This is a genomic window from Bacillus sp. MMSF_3353 (genome assembly GCF_030733445.1).
Taxonomy (GTDB): Bacteria; Bacillota; Bacilli; order Bacillales; family Bacillaceae_G; genus Bacillus_A; species Bacillus_A wiedmannii.
In genome coordinates this window covers 210,993-230,458 of the sequence record NZ_JASHJA010000005.1, presented here as the reverse complement: position 1 = coordinate 230,458, position 19,466 = coordinate 210,993, and the positions used below count along the sequence as shown (strand labels likewise).

The window sequence follows — 19,466 nt, the reverse complement described above, 5'->3', positions numbered from 1 at the left end:
ACAATTCATTATTTTACTCGTTCTCGTCTTCAGATTTGTATACTTTATTAAAAGCTATTTTATGCCATTGGGCAATAAATTGTCAACTAATTCTAAATATATATTTAATTATACCCTTTTTTCACAATTCCTATACAATTATTTCTTAAATTCTTGTATTCCAGCTAAATCTTCATCTTCTTCAATAAGCTCAGCAAAGAATCCTGATTCATCCTCACGAAGAACAATTTCAAGCTCTTGCTTCGCCTCTTCAATTCTATTTAACTGTGCTAAATAACAAGCGCGATCGTATCTTGCTAACAAATCACTCGCATCTATTGTTAATACATCATTTGTTATTTTTTCTGCCTTTAGTGTTTGTCCGGCACCATGATACGAAGATGCTAAAGAAAGAAGAATTGCTGCTTCATTTGGATGATGTATAGAAGCATTTTCTAATACATGAATTGCCTCTTCAAACCTTTCTTGACTTTGATACATTTCTCCTAAAGCAAGAAACGCTCTACTTACAAACGGTGTTTGCTCCGTTAATTGTAAGGTAATCTTTTCTGCTTTTCTTTCTTCTCCTATTTTAAAGAATACTTGTGCTTGTAAAAGAAGCGTATCATAATCATCTGGTAACTCTCGAACCATTTGCTTCGTTAATTCTGAAGCATCCCGTAACATATCTTCATCCTCACACGCCATGAAAAGATTTACAAGTTGCTTCGCTATATCGTAATCCCATTTATTTTCTAACGATGTTTGCAATACATCTATCGCCTCTTTATACATCGCCACATTCTCGTAAAATAGTGAAAATCGCTGCGCTGCCATACTATTTTTTTGATTTAACTTTAACGAAATTTCATACAAATCAATGATTGTAGTAATAATCGAAATTTCTTTCGCACGGTTTTTCATACGATAAAAAGCTCTCGTAATTATAAATTTTTTCGGCTGTTCATTTTGTTGACGTTCAATCCATCTTTCCGTCACCGCAGATGCAGCATACATAAATGCCATACTTCTTTCTGCCTTCTTCACCTTTAATGTATGAAGAAAATCTCGTATGTTAGACAATTTCTTATGTTGTTCTATCGCTTTTACATACACATCAAATATTCGTTCATTATTTGCATCTTTTTGTATAACTTTCATTGCAATTTCAATTGCTTTTGCATTTCTTTTTTTCACTAACACTTTGGCATAATGATATAGAACTTCTATATGCTCACTATCTAATTGAAGCGCCTCTTCAATCTGTGCTTGTTCTTTATCTATTTCATCCATCGCTCCATACACATATGCAATCGCATCTAATCGCCATATTTCAGGTGCTTCGTCCGCTAATTGTTCTAGTTCTGTCAGTAACTCTTCCTGAAGACTCATTTCTACTGAAAGCTGTGCCAAATATTCCATATTAATATGCATCGGCTCTTCTTTCATAGCCTGAACCATATGACTTTGTTCTTTAGAACGATTTTCTTCTTTTTCATATATTTCTGCAAGCTGTAAATGCACACCTACGAAATTCTCATCAAGCTCTAAACATGTTTCATACGCCTGTTTTGCTTCCGTCAATTGCCCTAATGCCATAAGTATTTCACCAATTCGGTAATACGGTAATGCCGTTTCCTTTTGTTCTATCGCCTTATTATACCTTTTCATCGCTTGGCCGTACTGCCCAATAGATTCATATAAAATACCTGTATAACAACCGTATTCGCTTATTTCTTTTCTTTCTTTGTGTAACGTTCTTAAGAATGCTATACCTCTTTGTACAAATACCGTTCCTTTAATTCGATTCACATATTCATCTAACGCACTTGCCACATTATATTCACTCTGCTTTATACCACTCTCTAACTTAGACAAAGCTACTTTAAACCCTTCTTCATTTCCACCAAGTTCAACCTCAGCATCCCATAGAACCATTCCCGCATTCATAAGAAAATCTTGGCTCTTTTCAATTTGTTTTTCAATACCGAGAATATATTGTTTCGCTTCCTTGTATTGTTCTTTCGCCATATAAACTTGCGTAAGTCCAAAGTGAGAATAAACATCATCATGATTTTCTTCTAAAGCACGATTATACAATGTTTCTGCTTCTTCCAGACTATCATTTTGAAAATGATAGTCACCGAGTTTTACGTATAGAGGTGCCTTATCGTCACAATTCTCAATACCTTTTAATAAAATTTCTTTCGTACTTTCCTCATCCTTCAAATCAGACTCGTATATTTCCGAAAGTTTCGTATAGATGTAGGGTGCATTACTATCCAAATAAATCGCTACTTTAAGCCCTTTTATCGCTAAATGTAATTTCCCTAAATGATGCGCACATCTCGCGCGCTCATACCATACATGTGCCTCATTTTTATTCTCTCTTAATAGGTCATTAAAAATTTCATACGCTTCTTCATATCTTTCCAAATCTATTAATATTAATCCGTGATTCGTTAAAGTGAATCTTTCTGGACTACGTTCTAAAGCAACTTGAGAAAACTGCAACGCCTTTTCAGATTGATCGATATACATGTATGATAGAGCGAGAAAACTCCAAGCAATCGGCTGATCTGCGTCTAATTGTAATGATGAACGAAAACTTGAAATCGCTTCTATATAACTTTCCTGTTCAAAAGCATATCTTCCGTTTATTAAATGATATAAAGTACGATTATTTTTCTTCTCAACACTTGTCAGCATTTGCCCGGCTTTTTCTAATTCTTGAAGGCGAATAAAGCACTGCGCACCATGCAATTTAACAAAATCTGAGTTCGGAAACTTCTCCATTAACTTTTCAATACAACATATAATAAACTCATTATCTACTTCAACATCTAAATGCTTAACTGTATATAACCACGTATTCGGATTATCACTCGTCTCTTTTAAAAATTGTACTAAGTTATGAATCCCCTCTTTATCATGTTCATCTAGATGATCCGTAAGAGAAAAAATAGATTTAAAATAATGATTTTCTTCTTCATTTAAAAATGCTAATTGCTCCTTCTTTTCTTTCGGAACAAACGTAATCGCTAAACAACCTGTGTAACGATATTTTTCTTGTAACTTACTATATTCCACAATAACTGGTTCTATAAAGTTCGGATCTTGAACATAAAAAGCTTGTAACGTATCATCATATCCAGATAGCACTTGTACATGTGAAGCATGCTCAATATCTATACTTAATAAAACAGGAATCCCTTCATCCAGCAGTCTCTTATAATTTTCCTCATTCCCTTTAAAATAACGATATTCATAACCTAATTCTTCTAAATAAGAAACAGTATCTGAAAACTTTGAGCCTGTCATATCAAAAATAAACTCTGCTATTTCATCTTGTGTACGTTTTTCTCCCCATAACTGCAACATCATTTCTAAACTTGTCGGAACACAATAATTATCCTTTTGTACAATAGGAACTATCGGTAAATGCACCTTTTTTCCATCTGGATTTTTTTCTAAATTATGATATAAAGACTCTTTTAAACTTTTTTCTTCTTTTAATAACTGTTGTAAATCTACAAGTTTATTCATTTTGTAAAGCGCTTCTGCACGTAAATGTACAAAGTAAGCTTTATACGCATGATAAGGAAGCTGATTATTTATGTTATCTATTACCGCTAACATTTCTTCATACTTCCTTAAATCTAATAAATATTTTACCTTTTCAAAATGAAAATATGGTACTTGCGGGAACTTTACAATCGCATCATCAATTAGCTGTAATGCACGTTTTTGTTCTCCTTGATTCGCATATAATTGTGATAATAAATAGGTAGATAGCTCTTCACAATCTTTATGCTGCATGCCGGCTATAAATTGTTCTTCTGCTTTCTCCCATTCACCTGTATGCATATAGACGTAGCCCCATTTATCAAATACGGCACGTGAACTGTACTCCTCTGCCTTTTGCATATAGATTAGGGCTTCTTCATTTCGTTTCATTTCCAACAAACATCGTACTAATGTAAAATATGTTTTCGCTAAAAGATCAGCTTCTATTTCTTCTTTACTTACCTCTTCTAATGAGTCTTTTAACAACTGTTCTACTTCAAGTATTTTCCGCTCATCAATTAACTCATCACAATATAAAGAGAGCGTTCTCATATTTAGGAATTTTTTGTAGGCGTAGCGAATGAGGAATGAACTGTATTGGTGCATAAGCCCTTCATCAGTAAGACGTATTAATATGTCAAACTCCTTATGTGAAGGAACACTAGCAAGCCAACTCTTCAAATAAGATAAAGTATTCTTTTCTTTTATATATGAAATTTCATTATTTATTTCCTGTAATCCATCTATAAATCTCTTGTCTTTCAAACAAGCATCTAACTGCTTAAAATCTAGCATGTATTCACCTCGAATATTTATTTGTACTGCTACTTGCTTAGATTTTACACATCATATTGTAGGTATTCAACTAAAATCTCTTATAATGGATGGTATTAATTAATATTATTCAAATTTATAACAAAATATAGTAAAAATGATTGTTTTTCTCCATATTTTGTTTAATTAAATGGAATAACGTAACATGAGGATTTTATCTTTTGGAAGCTGAAATCCGTACATGAAATTATATCGGCGATAATTTAAATATATCGACGATTTTCAAAATATATCAGCGATTATACGGTGGATATCGACTTACCGACAAAAAATGACAATCCTCAATAAATCGCTATCTTTCAACATACTATTTCACCAAATGTAATTTTCATATTCGGAGCATATACTAAAGAAGAATGTAGATGAAATGCCTTAAAAAATCGGAGTTCAGCTTCATATTGAGCTAGCGCATCATCATATGTTAATCCTCTAGCCATTAAACGTTCTATAAAATGCTGTTTATCACCCGGATCCCCTGCAATCCCCTCTTCTTTTAATGAATGATACAACCTTTGTTTATCATTATAGTGCATATTAGAATCTAAAAAGTTCACTTTATCACTTACTCTACATTCAATATTTTTTACGCCTAGTTCACTTAAACACATCGGTATTTTCATACCAATATTTCCATCTTTTCCGCTTCTCTGCATGTCATTTTCAAATAACTTCTGCAAAGCACCTAGCCTAATAATTTCCGATTGATTCTCTCCATCTAAAGAGTATGAAGACATATTTGATATCCAATGTGGTTCAAAACAGATTATTTTTCCGCCCTTTTTAATTGAATGTATCATTTTTTTTAGCATCATTTTTGGCGAACTCATATGTAATAAGAAAGCATGACAAATTGCTATATCGTATGTATCTTTCAATTCAATTTCTGTAGCATCTCCCTCAAGAAATTCTGTCTCATACGGAAGTAAACGAAACAACTCTCTCGCTTCAGATAATAATGTTTCTCCACTATCAATGCCTGTATACTTTGATCCTTCTGGAAGTAAAGGCATTAATACTAAGCCTAAATAACCATATCCACAACCATAATCAACAATATGTACTGGCTTAGTAATCTTCCAAACCATATTTACTAAAAAGCTTACATAATCGTCGTTGTAATATAAATCTCTTGTGTTTTTTAAATATGCTAGTTTACTGTTCCAATCGTATGTTTCCAAGTTTAACGCCTCCTTTTTATATATGACATTACAATTCTCCATTTAATAAGGACATTCCTACACTTGAAACAATTCTAGAAAAATTTAGATTTAATAAAATAAAACTTCTGCTTTCACATTTTCTATAAAAATAAATAGGCATACATATCTATTATGATACGTATACCTATTTGTTTCACATCTCCTCAGGTGCCTCCACCCCAAGTAAACGTAATCCCTCTTTTAATACAACCGTCACAGCATACACTAATGCGAGTCTGCTGTCTTTCTCTTCGCTCTCTTCTAATATACGAACATTACCGTAATATTTATTAAACGATTGTGCTACATCCAATACATATTTTGAAATGATTGATGGCTCATTTTTGTTGAAAGCTGCTTCAATTATTTGAGGGAATTTATTCAGTAATTTTACAACGCTCCAGCTATGATCATCTTTTAATGCAAACGTACACGTTTCAAATTCTACACTTTCTTTTCTTAAAATAGAGCAAGCACGTGCATGTGTGTACTGTACATACGGTCCTGTTTCACCTTCAAATTTCAGCATGTTTTCTAATGAGAATTCGATATTATGCATACGCTCGTTTTTTAAATCGTGAAAGATAACTGCGCCAACACCGACTTGCTTCGCTACTTCTTCTTTCTGTTTTAAGTTTGGATTTTTCTCTTCAATATTTTGTTTTGCAAGGTCAATTGCTTCTTCAAGTACTTCTTCAAGTAAAATAACTCTTCCTTTACGTGTCGACATTTTCTTACCATCTTTTAAAATGAACCCAAACGGTACATGTTCCATGCCGTCAACCCAATTGTAACCAAGCTTTTTTAATACAGTGAAAAATTGATTAAAATGTAAACTTTGTTCTGGGCCAACTACATATAACGCTTTATCAAATGCATATGTGTTTTGACGGTATAACGCTGCTGTTAAGTCACGTGTTGCGTAAATCGTTGCACCATCGGATTTTCTAATTAAGCAAGGCGGCATTCCCTCTTCTTCTAAATTAACGACTAACGCACATTCTGACTCTTCAAGCAAATCATGTTCTTCTAAAATCCCAATAAAATCTTCCATTAAGTTATTATAAAAGGCTTCTCCTTGAAAATTAGTAAACTCAACACCGAGAAGTTCATAAATACGAGAAAATTCTTTTAAGGATTCGTGACGGAACCAATTCCAAAGCTCAACAGCTTCTTCATCACCTTCTTCTAATTTCTTAAACCAAGCGCGTCCATCTTCTTCTAATTCTTCATCGTCTTTTACCTCTTCATGAAATTGAACATATAACTTAAATAGTTCACGTATTGGATCCTCTTTAACTACTGCTTCATTTCCCCATTTTTTATAAGCGGTAATTAACTTTCCAAACTGTGTGCCCCAGTCTCCAATATAATTAATTCCTACAACTTCATAACCACATTTTTCAGCAATATGTTTCAGTGAATTTCCAATCATTGTAGAACGTAAATGCCCCATTGAAAAAGGTTTCGCGATATTAGGAGAGGAATAATCGATAACTACCGTTTTTTCACAACCAAAGTGATTTTGACCGTACTCTTCTTTCTCCGCTAAAACCGTTTTTAATACATCATCACTTACCATCTCACGATTAAAAAAGACATTTACATAAGGACCAACAGCCTCTACTTTCGTAAAAAATGGATCACTTAATTTTCCTGCAACTTCCTTTGCGATAATAGCTGGTGATTTTTTATATTGCTTCGCAAGTGAAAAACATGGAAATGCCGCATCTCCGAATTCATCTTGTTTCGGCGTTTCGATTAAATCTAAAATTTGATTTTGCGTTAATTCATTCGTAAAAATATCGGATAAACTTTCCGCAAACTGCGTTTTATAATCCATACTATATAACCTCCTTATTTTTTTAAACACAAAAAACTCGTCTCCAAAAAGAGACGAGTTTAAACCCGTGGTACCACCCTTGTTGTTCATTACGAACCACTTTCCCGTTTATAACGAGGACAGGGGGCCTCGGCTTACTCTACTATTCGTTCAAGAAGCATCTCCGAAGTGCGCTTCATCTTTTCCTTCCGCACTAGGCTCACACCATCCCTAGCTCGCTTTCCTTCTAAAAAAGACTACTCTCTTCATCACCGACAGTATATTTAATTAATTATTGCTTATTATACATCTTTTCAAACAATTAGCAAGGGTCAATTACACCAAAGTGAAACTTAGCACTTCTTCTTTTGTATACATGAAAATTATGTTTTTCAAATCTAGAACTACGGAAATGATCTTTCAGAACGATACGCTTTCTCGCCACACGCTTCGCTTCTGCAATTGTTTCGTTAGTAATATCATGATACAAAGCGAAGTATTTTAATCCTTTTATTCCATCTGATTCTATAACAGTTTCTTCAAACATCGGATCAAGGTACACAACATCATAACTATTGTCTTCACATTGTGTTAAAAATGCGTAATGCTCCGTTTGCTTCACATCGATTCGTTGCATTGCCTCATCAATTTCAGAAACAGTTGAAGACCATGTTTTTAAACCATTTTCCATAATATAAGCCATATACTCATTGCCTTCAAGTCCCGTTACTTTTCCGCTTTCACCAACAATATAACTAGCTACAATACTATCTGATGCCATACCGAGCGTACAATCTAATACTGTCATTCCGCTCTCTAATTGCGCGGCTTGTACAAACGGATCGTGTTCTCCGCGCATTAACCTTTTCACACGAAACATCGCTGAGTTTGGATGAAAGAAAAATGACTCTTCCGTTCCTCTCGGATAAATAGCTAATCGGTTTTTCCCTACAACAAGTACATCTTGTTCATACTGCTCATGCAGTTTATGTACTGGTACGTCATTACGTTTAACGAAAGAACGATTTAATTCTGCTGCTACCTTGTTTGCATAATCTGTCATTTCTTTGTTTGTTCTTCCTGCTGTTGTTACGATCATTGTTTCACCTCTATATAAAGAAAAGAGGGAGATTTACTCTCCCCCTTCTTTAGCAATTCTTTTCGAAAGCATGTTCTAAGTTCGTAATAATTTCGTCCATAGTTGCACCTTCAATTTCATGACGGTGAATGAAGTGAACAACTTCTTTTCCTTTTAATAATGCCATAGATGGTGAAGATGGAGGAATTTCTCCGAAGTATTCACGCATTTTTGCAGTAGCATCTTTATCTTGACCTGCGAATACAGTTACAAGATGATCTGGTTGTTTTTCAGCACGAACAACTGCTTGACCTGCTGATGGACGTGCTAAACCAGCTGCACAACCACAAACTGAGTTTACAACTACTAAAGTTGTACCTGCCGTGTTTTCCATAAATTCTGTTACAGCTTCTTCTGTAGTTAACTCTTCAAACCCAGAACGCACTAATTCTTGACGCATTGGGATTACCATTTGGCGCATGTATTCTTCATAAGCATTTGACATCGTGTAATCTCTCCTTCAACTTTCATTCCAAATTCATCATATCACGCTCTATTACTAGGTGCAAAAGAAAGATAACGATGATTTCATTTTTTTGTAGGGATTTCACAAACCCCTTCACAGCAATGTCCAACTGGGACAAGTTTTCTATTGTTAGCGATATAATCGTATACTTTACTTCCAAATCCGAGTACGATAGATAGTTTTATAAAAGGAACGGCAAACCAATAAGATGGAACGGCCTTTGCTAATACATGTATGCTATGAATTCCGGCATACCACTTATTATTTTTTAAAATATACAATCTTTGTTCCATCTTACTTTGTAGTTCTTGAGAAAGTTCATACTTCTCAACTACATCTTCATCTCGAAATGAAACAAATTGCATCTTGCCCTTTTTATCTAGTTTTTTCGTACGTTCTGCAACCGCCGTACACATCGGACACCAACTATCATAGAAAACAATCATACATTACTCCCCTTTACGAGACTCCGTCATTTGTTTCCATACAGAACCTTTTGCTTCTTCTCCACCTTCAATACGCTCTAATGCTAGACGCGCTTGCATCGCTACTTCAAACTCCGGATCATCTTGCGCTGCTTTTAATGCAGGAATCGCACTTTCATCTCCAAGTTCAAATAAGAACATAGCTGCACGCCAGCGTACTAATTTACTTGAATCTTTCAGAGATTTAATCATAACGAACATCGCTGCTGGATCACCTACGTCTGATAAGCAATCGCCCGCTGTACGCCGAACACTTACTGAACGATCTAATAACGCTTTATATAATAACGGCAATACCCCATCACCTTTTACCATACCTAAATACGCTGTTGCTAAACGGCGGATTGAAACTTTTTCATCATCTAACGCCATCTTCAACACTGGCATATCTTCTTCAGTAGGATCCATTTGCTCTAATGCTGCAAAACGATTTTTCCAGTCAGCATCTTTCATCATCTCTACTGTTACTTTATATGGCTCACGCTTTTGAATCGTTACTTCAACAGCACCTGCCTGGTTTAATAATTCTTTAACTGTTTCATTTACACGTTCTTCTGAATAAGCAGCAACAATCTCTTCTACTACTTCTTTCCCGATTTCTTCAAAATTACCGTAACGTGTACCTTGTTCTACCCATTTGCGCTCTTTCACAACGTTTGGTGCAGACATTTGAACTTTCATAATTGATTCTTTAAAACGATCTGGTAAACCAACACGTTCTTCCGATGTTCCATCTGTTAACTTTACTTGCATTGGAATTGTAAAGAACATTTGAACAAACACTTTCACTTCCCCAAAATGAGCAAGTTGTTGTTCTTCACTTTCTTCTACTACCTGTTCGCCGAAAACAGCACGAACTTGTTGTAATAAAACTTTCCAGTCAAACTTCGCATTTCGCTCCACTGCTAAAAAGTCGGCTACATGATATACACCTTTAATGCCTTCAATTTTCAAAATTTCTTGCACTTGCATTGGTGCTTGTTCTTTATTTTCATTTGTATAATTATTACGCGCTCCTGATGGTAATACTTCATTCAAAATAACTTTCATTGTATTTGGACTTGGCGTCGGTTCAATTGCTTTAATCTTCACGTAAAAAACTCTCCTTTATTGCGTGTTCTTAGCTGTATTGTAACATGTTATCACTCTATACTCCTACTCGGATGCTTAATTTTTGCTAATTCCTTTTCTACATTTCTTAGAAGTTTCATTCTATTTTCACCTAATCGTTCGAAAACTAAAGTTAAAAGTATAATTGACAATACCAGAAAAAGGGATTAACCTTAACTCATAAAATGACCATGGTCATTTTATGATCAAAGTCACTCTAAGTTGGAGGGATATCAAATGAATAATGTCATAATTATTGGTGGCGGTATTGCTGGACTTTGCTCAGCAATTTCCTTACAAAAAATAGGATTAGATGTAAAAGTATATGACCAAAATACTGAACCTACTGTTGCTGGTGCAGGTATTATCATCGCCCCAAATGCGATGCAAGCACTTGAACCATACGGAATTTCTGAGAGAATAAAAAAAATTGGCAACGAAAGTGACGGCTTTAACCTTGTATCCGAAAAAGGAACTATTTTTAATAAATTGACCATTCCAGCATGTTATCCAAAAATGTACTCCATTCATAGAAAAAATTTACATCAATTACTACTTTCTGAACTAAAAGAAGATACTGTCGAATGGGGAAAAGAATGCGCAAAAATAGAACAAAATGAAGAAAACGCCTTAAAAATATTATTCCAAGATGGTAGTGAAGCACTTGGTAATATACTCATTGCTGCTGATGGTATTCATTCTGTCGTTCGAAAACAAGTAACACAAAGCGATAATTATCGTTATGCAGGATATACGTGTTGGCGCGGCGTAACTCCTACTAATAACCTTTCTTTAACAAACGATTTTATTGAAACTTGGGGAACAAACGGTAGATTTGGTATCGTCCCTCTTCCCAATAACGAAGTATACTGGTATGCGCTCATAAACGCTAAAGCTAGAGATCCAAAATACAAAGCTTACACAACAGCAGATTTATATAATCATTTCAAAACTTACCACAATCCCATCCCATCTATTTTAAATAATGCATCGGACGTTACTATGATTCATCGTGACATTGTAGACATTACACCAATGAAACAGTTTTTTGAAAAGCGCATCGTATTTATTGGGGATGCAGCTCATGCACTTACTCCTAATTTAGGTCAAGGAGCTTGTCAGGCAATTGAAGATGCAATTATTTTGGCTGAATGTATTAAGAATAATGCCCATTATCGTCAAGCATTCATAGAATACGAACAAAAAAGACGAGATAGAATTGAAAAAATCTCAAATACTGCTTGGAAAGTTGGAAAAATGGCGCAAATAGAAAGTACACCTTTAACTATAGTGAGAAACGAAGTAATGAAACGTATTCCGAAATGGATTTCTGAAAGACAAGCACATGAACTATACAACTTTCATTTATAACAAAAATGAGAAACAGCATTCTCTATCCTTCTTTCAATTACATTAAACTTAATCATGAAGTAAGATTTTATTTAAGATTATCTATTAAACAGATATAATTGTTTGTGTTAGGAGTAGATAAAATGCTTAGAGAAACGAGAAAAAAAGAATTAAAAGAACTTATATTCCTAAAAGCAGTACAACTCTTCCAAGAACGAGGGTACGAAAATGTAACGGTTCAAGATATTACTACTGCATGCGGGATTGCAAAAGGAACTTTCTTCAACTACTTTCCGAAAAAAGAAAACATATTATTATTTTTAGGTGATTCTCAAATTGAGCTATGGAATGAAAGTTTAAAAGCATATGAAAATGTGGAACATCCAAAAGAAAGAATCAAACTTGTTCTAGGAGACTTACTAGACCGTTTTACTGGACATGGTGATTTAATGCAGCATGCCGTCTTTGAGATTATTAAGTCTAACTACTTAGTAGAAAATGAAGTAAAAAGCATACAACAACTACAAGAAGGTTTATCTTCAATTATTGCAGAAGCAAAAGCGACAGGAAAATTAAACAGTAAATGGGATATACATATTATCACCTCTACAATTATGAGTACTTATTTTTATACATTAATGTCCCATTCACTATTACATGCTAATGAAATAAACGTGAAAAATATACTCAATCAACAATTAGATGTTGTTTGGGAGGGTATCAATCAAAAGTGATAGAGGGCTATACTACTAAGCCCTCTTATTGTGATGCCCCCTCCCGCCTTTTCTCCAAAAATGTAATGCTCTCAATCAGAACTTCCGTTATATATATTCTCTTTCCTTGATCATCTTCGTAATTCCTCGTATGAATACGTCCGGTAATTCCAACAAGTGACCCCTTCTTACAATATTCAGTTACATTCTCAGCCGATTTTCTCCAAACGACACAATTAATAAAATCTACTTGTTGCTCACCTAAACTATTTCGAAAACCTCTATTCACCGCAACACATACTCGTGCATAAGCGACACCTTGCTTTGTGTAGTATAATTCTGGTTCCTTTGTCAATCTACCGATTAATACAACTCGATTCATCATATGTTATACCACCTCACATATTTTTCTTCATTGTAAAGAAAAATGTATGAAGGGTAAAAAGCGTAAAATAATATATTTTAAAGTAAAAAATATTATTTTATATGCTGTAAAAGAAAAAAAGAAACCTTACATATATTAAACATGTAAGGTTTCAAAATTTATACTTCACTACAGGAAATGTAATATCCACCGCGAGCCATCTTTATCTCAACACGATACATTACATTTTCTAAGTAAAAAGTAATCGGTTTAACTTTACTCTCAAAATTCAATTGTTCCTGACATTCAACCGCATACCTTTCAATAGCGGAAATAATAACTTCTGATGATGGATACGTTAAAGCATCTTCTAGTTCTATGAAAAAACTTTTAGAAAATAGTTTTTTCATAATCCCTTTCTTCTCTTTCATCATATTCCATCCCCCTTCAATTTGAATTACCAACAACCATATTATACCATTACCGAAATTACCCTGCATTAACAGGCAGTATAAGCCTCACTGATTAAAATTTCACTCTATCTTTGAAAATAAAAAAATCCTGCATTTTTCATGCAGGATTTTTTATTAGTCATTTTTCGTAAAGTAAGAAACGAAACGAAGAATTTCCAAATATAACCAAACTAATGTAAGCATTAGTCCCATCGCAGTGTACCACTCCATATATTTCGGAGCTTGACTACGTACACCATTTTCGATTAAATCGAAATCTAGTAATAAGTTTAATGCAGCAACTACGATAACAACTGCACTAATAATAATACCAATCGTACCGCCTTGGTGAATGTACGGAACAGTTACACCAAACATGTTTAGTAGAAATACGACTAAATACATAACCATAATTCCAAGTGTTGCTGCCATCACGCCTGTACGGAATTTATCCGTTACCTTTACTACACGCGTTGCATATAACACTAACATTGCAAATAGAATTGAGATTGTTAGTAATACAGCATTTAAAACGATAGAATCGCCAAATTTCATTGTATAAACTGCTGAAATACTACCTAATACAACCCCTTCTACCGCCGCATAGATTGGTGCACCAAAAGGTGAAATACGCGGAAAGAACATAGACGCAAATGCGATGATTGCCGCAACGATTAAAGCACCAATTAATACCGGCATCTTCATCGTCCCCTGCATCATCTGTATGTATGAATAGACAGACGTTGCAAGTAGCAAGATAAGCATAATAAACGTTTTGCCTACTGTTCCGCCAATCGTCATCGCAGAAGCGCTTGCTCCCTCTTTACGGAATGCCTCTTTTTTCAACATTGGATTAGATGTTCTCATTTTTTCCCTCCTAAAATAGGTTCTACCAATAGTGTAAAGTTTTTCTCTTTACTTTTCAATATATGCAGCTTGTTTTTATTTTAATCCTTCAACGATGTCTGATAGTTCACTCCATCTTTCCATCGTTTTTTCTAGCTCTTCTTCTGTTTTCTGCTGTGCTTCAGATAATTCTTGTGCCTTTGTGAAGTCAGATCCAACTTTCGCAAGTTCTTCTCCAATTGACTCAATTTTCTCTTCTAGTTCGGCAATTGTATCTTCAATTGTTTCCCATTCACGCTGCTCTTTGTATGAAAGTTTACGTTTACGTTGTTGTTTCGGAGCTTCTTCTACTACTTTTTTCTCTTTTTGAACTTCCGCCTTCTCAATAAGTTCTTTCGTCTTTTCCATTTCTAAAAAGTCCGTATAACTACCTAGGAATTCACGCACTTCGCCTCCGCCACTAAAGATGAACAATTCATCTACTACTTTATCTAAGAAGTAACGGTCATGCGATACAGTTAAAACGACACCTGGGAAATCTTCTAAATAATCTTCCAGTACTGTTAATGTTTGTGTATCTAGATCATTCGTAGGTTCATCAAGTAATAGTACGTTTGGTTCTCCCATTAAAATACGTAATAAATATAAACGTCTTCTTTCACCACCAGATAGTTTACCAAGCGGTGTACCATGTGAGTGCGTCGGGAATAAGAAACGTTCTAGCATTTGAGATGCACCAATTACTTTTCCGTCTGTCGTATGAATAACTTCTGCAATCTCTTTAATGTATTCAATCATACGCTGATTTAAATTCATCTCTTCATTTTCTTGCGTATAATAAGCAACTTTTACAGTTTGTCCTACTTCAACTTCACCACTATCAGGAGCTAACTTGCCTGCAAGCATATTTAATAGAGAAGATTTTCCGCTTCCATTCGCTCCAATGATTCCGATACGATCTCCTGGTTTCACAATATGATTAAAGTTGTGTAATACCGTTTTATCACCGAATTTTTTCGTTACATCTTTTAACTCAAGTACTTTTTTGCCAAGGCGACTCCCGCTAAGCGCAATATCAACTGACTGTTTTGCAGCTGGTCCTTCTTGACCTTTTAACTCATCAAATCGTTGAATACGTGCTTTTTGCTTTGTCGAACGAGCTTTTGCACCGCGGCGGATCCATGCTAGTTCGCGGCGATATAAGTTTTGACGTTTTGATTCTTGCGCAATTTCTTGTTCTTCACGAAGTGCTTTCGCTTCTAAAAATGTACTATAGTTTCCTTCGTAACTATATAGTTTACCATTGTCTAATTCAAAAATGCGGTTTGTCACACGATCTAAGAAATAACGATCATGGGTTACAAGTAATACCGCACCAGTATATCGTGCTAAATATTCTTCCAACCATTCAACTGTCTCATGGTCAAGATGGTTCGTAGGCTCATCCAAAATTAATAAATCAGGTGTTTCAATAAAACATTGCGCCATTGCAATACGCTTTTTTTGTCCACCAGATAGGTTTCCAACAGTTGCTGTAAAATCAGTAATTCCTAATTTCGTTAATAACGATTTTGCATTCGCATTTGCTTCCCATGCACTCATCGCATCCATACGTTGCTGCACTGCAAATAATTGTTCCTGTACTTTTTCATTACTTGGATCTTTTTCGATATTTAATAACGATTGTTCATAATCACGAAGAAGACGAATTAAAGGTGTATCACCATGGAACACTTGTTCTAATACTGTTAGTTTTTCATCAAACTCTGGTTGCTGTGATAAATAACTAATTGTATAACCACGTGAATGCGTCATATCACCTGTATCAGGAGTTTCTAACCCTGCAATAATTTTTAATAATGTCGATTTACCAGTACCGTTTACACCAATGATTCCGACACGTTGTCCTTCTGTAATACTACATGATAATCCATCAAATAACGGTTTTTCTCCGTATGATTTCGATAAGTTTTCCACAGTTAACATTTTCATATTTGTGCATTCCACTCTTTCATAAATTGTTCAATAAACTGTTCCATATAACGATGACGAACTTCAGCCTCTTGTTTTGCTGCGTTCGTGTTCATTAAGTCTTTTAGTTTTAAAAGTTTTTCATAGAAATGATTTAAAGATGGATCGTTATTTTTTCTATATTCATCTTTCGTCATCACTTCACGCGGAGGAATAGTTGGATCATACATTAATCTCCCTTTCGCTCCACCATACGCAAATGTGCGAGCTATTCCAATTGCTCCAAGAGCGTCTAAGCGATCCGCATCTTGAACAAGCTTCCCTTCAAGTGAATCCACTTTACCGCCATGACCACCTTTATAAGACATATTGGCGATGATATGAAGAACATGTTTACTTTCCTCTTCTTCAACATGTAACTCTTCTAACCAATCAGAAACTTTTTTCATTCCTGCTTCTTCACTTTCATTTAACTTCTCATCTGCCACATCGTGAAGTAATGCTGCCATTTCAATTATAAAACGATTTCCCCCTTCTTGCTCGGATAAAGAAATCGCCAGTTTATGTACGCGTTCAATATGATACCAATCATGCCCACTCGCATCTTTTTCTAAAATATGTTTTACAAAAGTAATTGTTTTTTGAATCTTTTCTTGTTTTGTCATTTTATCTTCACCCAGTTACTTATTGTAACACGCCCGCATTTTTTCATCACATATTTTCTTGTCCGCCCATACACTGAGTGGTAAGCATCATCATGGAGGAGGAATAAATATGTTCTATAATAATCAACCGCCTTATCCACAACAACCATTTTACCCTCAGCAACAGGACCAAAGATACACAGAACAATATGAAGAACAAGAGCAACAATATGAACAAAATCCATACGAAACACCGCAAAACCAAGAAGCTAATTATCAACAAAGCTCATACGACACACGTCCTAATTATGAATATCCTCAAAACCCATATGCAGCACCGCAAAATCAAGAACAACAATATCAGCAAAATCCATATGCAACAACGCAAAATCAAGAAACTGAATATCAACAAAATCCATACGACTCACGTCCTAATTATGAATACCCTCAAAATCCATATGTAGCACCACAAAATCAAGAGCAACAATTTCAACCAAATCCATACGCAACTCAGCCGCAACAACAAATGTACCAACCAAACTACAACGCGCGTGTCTCACCGCCTAAACCACCAACAATTGATCCAACACAACCACAAATTTTACCACCAGGACCAACACTCGATATTACACAACCGCAAATCTTACCGCCTGGACCAATTACAGAACCAACACAACAACAAATTCAACAAGTTGTCGGTACACAGTTTTTACCTTTAAAGAAACCTGTACTAGATTTCGTAAAACCTTGGGTAGATTACGGTTTAAATGAAGCAAAACATACATCACACAAACACGCTTTAACAGAAGTTGCTGCGATTATGTTTTTAGTTGGGAAAGGGTTCAACCCGACGATTGCACATTATATTGTGGAATCTTGGGAGAAGAATGAGCAGTTTTAGAGGTTTTTATTCTCACAAAACTATAAAAGTGTCACAAATGCCTATTTCATAAGCATTTGTGACACTTTTTGTTTGTTATGTTAAATGTCATTTCAATACTGAATTACTGCAGTTACCTTTTCCTTCTAGGACCTACAATTAATTTAATCGCCGTTCTTTCTTGATCATTAATAGTAACCTCTTGAAATGCTGGAACAAAGGCCAAATCAATACCACTTGGAGCAACAAATCCTCTTGCAATTGCAATTGCTTTAATCGCTTGATTTATAGAACCTGCCCCAATCGCTTGAATTTCCACATTGCCACTTGTTCTTAGTACACCAGCTATTGCACCTGCTACTGAATTTGGTTTTGATTTTGAAGATACCTTTAATATATTTTCCATGTAAGTTGCTCCCTCTATTATTTAATCGCTCTTTTGTTACGGTTTAAAATATTTCAACGTATCTTTTATTACTATTCACACCAAAAGCAAACAATGCTACATATGTACATTCATTCGATACTTTTCGTCTTCTTCCTGCCCCACTACGTAAATAAAAGATAATAACCATAAACTCTAATATACAAACACGACAAAATAGACATTCACTTAAACGATCACATCATTACAACTGAGGATAATGGTTTTACTTTCACATGTAAAATATGCGTGCCCGCTTTACTTCAATCTTTCAAGATATTCCACTGATATTTCCACCAAAACATCAACCTTTTCTTCTTCAAAATCGTTACAGCTACTATTCTATTACTATATTTCATCGTATTAGCACTTTATACTCCAAATCTATCACCTTTTATATAAGACAAGCATAAAATACTATGAGTATACACTTCATTCATAATAGGAGGTAATATATTGGGTTCATACTATTATTCTTCAAATTCAAATAAAAAATGTTCATGTAACTCTTCTTCCAGTTCATATAAAAAATGTTCATGCAACTCCTCTTCTAGTTCCTATAAAAAATGTTCATACGACCATTCACATAAAAAAAGCTGTCCAGCATACGGCACTTTTTGGCAAACTGAGTTTATAACCGTTCCTTTTGGAAATCCTTTTCCATTTAATCACGTTGGCCCTATAGCAGGAGGAGTTTCCTTACTAAATCCTACTACTATACAATTTAGTCAAGCTGGTGATTATAGAGTTTCTTTCATTTCAACGATTAACACTACTTCAAATCCTGTATTTCCACATATTCCAGTCATGACTATATTTTTAAATAATAATCCACTTGCTAATAGTCAAGGTGATTTCGCTTTCCAAATGAATACTTCATCAAATAACGAATGTCTTCAACTAGCTGGCGAAACGATTGTTACAGTGACAGCTAATTCCACTCTTCAACTGAAAAATAATAGTGGTTTTAATCGTCAAAGTATTGCAACTTGTGATAATGGTATTAATTCAGTTGAATTAACAGTTATAAAACTAAGTTAATAATCCTCTTCACATTCAGATGCTATTTCAGCATCTTTTTTTATTGAATAATGCTCTTTTGATTCCTATAATCAGACATAAATTCCATTGTACGTTTCTGTTAATCTAATAAACATGAAAAAAGTACCGAACTCTTCTACTACAAAAGTTCGGTACTTTTTATATTAAAAACTTCTCATTC

General features: G+C 34.7%; 17 protein-coding genes and 2 other annotated features (1 of these 19 only partly in view). Of the genes, 4 read left to right on the top strand and 13 right to left on the bottom strand.

Features of this window, described 5'->3' with window-relative positions:
* Positions 1–39, bottom strand: a binding site (T-box leader) (it extends 200 nt beyond the left edge of the window).
* A 99-nt stretch (positions 40–138) separates the two neighbouring features.
* The 7 genes from RBB48_RS14685 to RBB48_RS14655 all read right to left on the bottom strand — a co-directional run bounded on the left by RBB48_RS14685 (position 139) and on the right by RBB48_RS14655 (position 10,582).
* Positions 139–4,341 carry a bacteriocin-processing peptidase family protein gene (locus tag RBB48_RS14685; RefSeq protein WP_306007797.1) on the bottom strand — a complete coding sequence of 1,401 codons (4,203 nt, stop codon included), beginning with the start codon at positions 4,339–4,341 and terminating at the stop codon, positions 139–141.
* A gap of 338 nt (positions 4,342–4,679) precedes the next feature.
* Complete coding sequence (locus RBB48_RS14680) at positions 4,680–5,600, bottom strand: class I SAM-dependent methyltransferase (RefSeq protein ID WP_176546139.1); 921 nt, start codon at positions 5,598–5,600, stop codon at positions 4,680–4,682.
* 133 nt (positions 5,601–5,733) lie between these two features.
* On the bottom strand, positions 5,734–7,422 hold the full coding sequence (argS, locus tag RBB48_RS14675) for an arginine--tRNA ligase (protein WP_098133698.1): 1,689 nt from the start codon (positions 7,420–7,422) through the stop codon (positions 5,734–5,736).
* Positions 7,423–7,468: 46 nt separating this feature from the next.
* Positions 7,469–7,683, bottom strand: a binding site (T-box leader).
* Positions 7,684–7,723: 40 nt separating this feature from the next.
* Positions 7,724–8,500, bottom strand: coding sequence for a class I SAM-dependent methyltransferase (locus RBB48_RS14670; RefSeq protein WP_098133697.1), 777 nt, complete (start codon positions 8,498–8,500; stop codon positions 7,724–7,726).
* A 49-nt stretch (positions 8,501–8,549) separates the two neighbouring features.
* On the bottom strand, positions 8,550–8,984 hold the full coding sequence (locus tag RBB48_RS14665) for a BrxA/BrxB family bacilliredoxin (RefSeq protein ID WP_088609106.1): 435 nt from the start codon (positions 8,982–8,984) through the stop codon (positions 8,550–8,552).
* An 83-nt stretch (positions 8,985–9,067) separates the two neighbouring features.
* Positions 9,068–9,451, bottom strand: coding sequence for a thiol-disulfide oxidoreductase DCC family protein (locus RBB48_RS14660; RefSeq protein ID WP_088063223.1), 384 nt, complete (start codon positions 9,449–9,451; stop codon positions 9,068–9,070).
* Between the two features lie 3 nt (positions 9,452–9,454).
* Complete coding sequence (locus RBB48_RS14655; RefSeq protein ID WP_087982610.1) at positions 9,455–10,582, bottom strand: conserved virulence factor C family protein; 1,128 nt, start codon at positions 10,580–10,582, stop codon at positions 9,455–9,457.
* A 255-nt stretch (positions 10,583–10,837) separates the two neighbouring features.
* Here RBB48_RS14655 and RBB48_RS14650 point away from each other — a divergent pair, with 255 nt between their 5' ends.
* Complete coding sequence (locus RBB48_RS14650) at positions 10,838–11,971, top strand: FAD-dependent monooxygenase (protein ID WP_106382851.1); 1,134 nt, start codon at positions 10,838–10,840, stop codon at positions 11,969–11,971.
* Between the two features lie 122 nt (positions 11,972–12,093).
* Positions 12,094–12,684 (top strand): TetR/AcrR family transcriptional regulator, encoded by a 591-nt coding sequence (locus RBB48_RS14645; RefSeq protein WP_088609105.1) that lies wholly within the window; start codon positions 12,094–12,096, stop codon positions 12,682–12,684.
* Positions 12,685–12,709: 25 nt separating this feature from the next.
* Here the strand turns inward: RBB48_RS14645 and RBB48_RS14640 are convergent, their stop codons facing one another.
* The 5 genes from RBB48_RS14640 to RBB48_RS14620 all read right to left on the bottom strand — a co-directional run bounded on the left by RBB48_RS14640 (position 12,710) and on the right by RBB48_RS14620 (position 16,961).
* On the bottom strand, positions 12,710–13,048 hold the full coding sequence (locus tag RBB48_RS14640) for a single-stranded DNA-binding protein (protein ID WP_048540931.1): 339 nt from the start codon (positions 13,046–13,048) through the stop codon (positions 12,710–12,712).
* A 158-nt stretch (positions 13,049–13,206) separates the two neighbouring features.
* A complete protein-coding gene (locus tag RBB48_RS14635; protein WP_000975142.1) occupies positions 13,207–13,461 on the bottom strand; it encodes a DUF4318 domain-containing protein in 255 nt (84 codons plus the stop codon).
* A gap of 153 nt (positions 13,462–13,614) precedes the next feature.
* Positions 13,615–14,346: a Bax inhibitor-1/YccA family protein gene (locus tag RBB48_RS14630; protein ID WP_001260655.1), complete on the bottom strand. Its 732-nt coding sequence runs from the start codon at positions 14,344–14,346 to the stop codon at positions 13,615–13,617.
* A 75-nt stretch (positions 14,347–14,421) separates the two neighbouring features.
* Positions 14,422–16,317 (bottom strand): ABC-F family ATP-binding cassette domain-containing protein, encoded by a 1,896-nt coding sequence (locus RBB48_RS14625; protein ID WP_087982620.1) that lies wholly within the window; start codon positions 16,315–16,317, stop codon positions 14,422–14,424.
* Complete coding sequence (locus RBB48_RS14620) at positions 16,314–16,961, bottom strand: HD domain-containing protein (RefSeq protein WP_087982623.1); 648 nt, start codon at positions 16,959–16,961, stop codon at positions 16,314–16,316. The genes RBB48_RS14625 and RBB48_RS14620 overlap by 4 nt, the downstream gene beginning before the upstream one ends.
* A 109-nt stretch (positions 16,962–17,070) precedes the next feature.
* On the opposite strand from RBB48_RS14620, the gene RBB48_RS14615 reads away from it, so the two are divergent.
* Positions 17,071–17,841 (top strand): hypothetical protein, encoded by a 771-nt coding sequence (locus RBB48_RS14615; RefSeq protein ID WP_088609104.1) that lies wholly within the window; start codon positions 17,071–17,073, stop codon positions 17,839–17,841.
* Between the two features lie 112 nt (positions 17,842–17,953).
* On the opposite strand, the gene spoVS is transcribed toward RBB48_RS14615, so the two are convergent.
* Positions 17,954–18,226: a stage V sporulation protein SpoVS gene (gene spoVS / locus RBB48_RS14610; RefSeq protein WP_000427790.1), complete on the bottom strand. Its 273-nt coding sequence runs from the start codon at positions 18,224–18,226 to the stop codon at positions 17,954–17,956.
* Between the two features lie 474 nt (positions 18,227–18,700).
* Here spoVS and RBB48_RS14605 point away from each other — a divergent pair, with 474 nt between their 5' ends.
* Complete coding sequence (locus RBB48_RS14605) at positions 18,701–19,285, top strand: preprotein translocase (protein ID WP_306007792.1); 585 nt, start codon at positions 18,701–18,703, stop codon at positions 19,283–19,285.
* Positions 19,286–19,466: the final 181 nt, after the last annotated feature.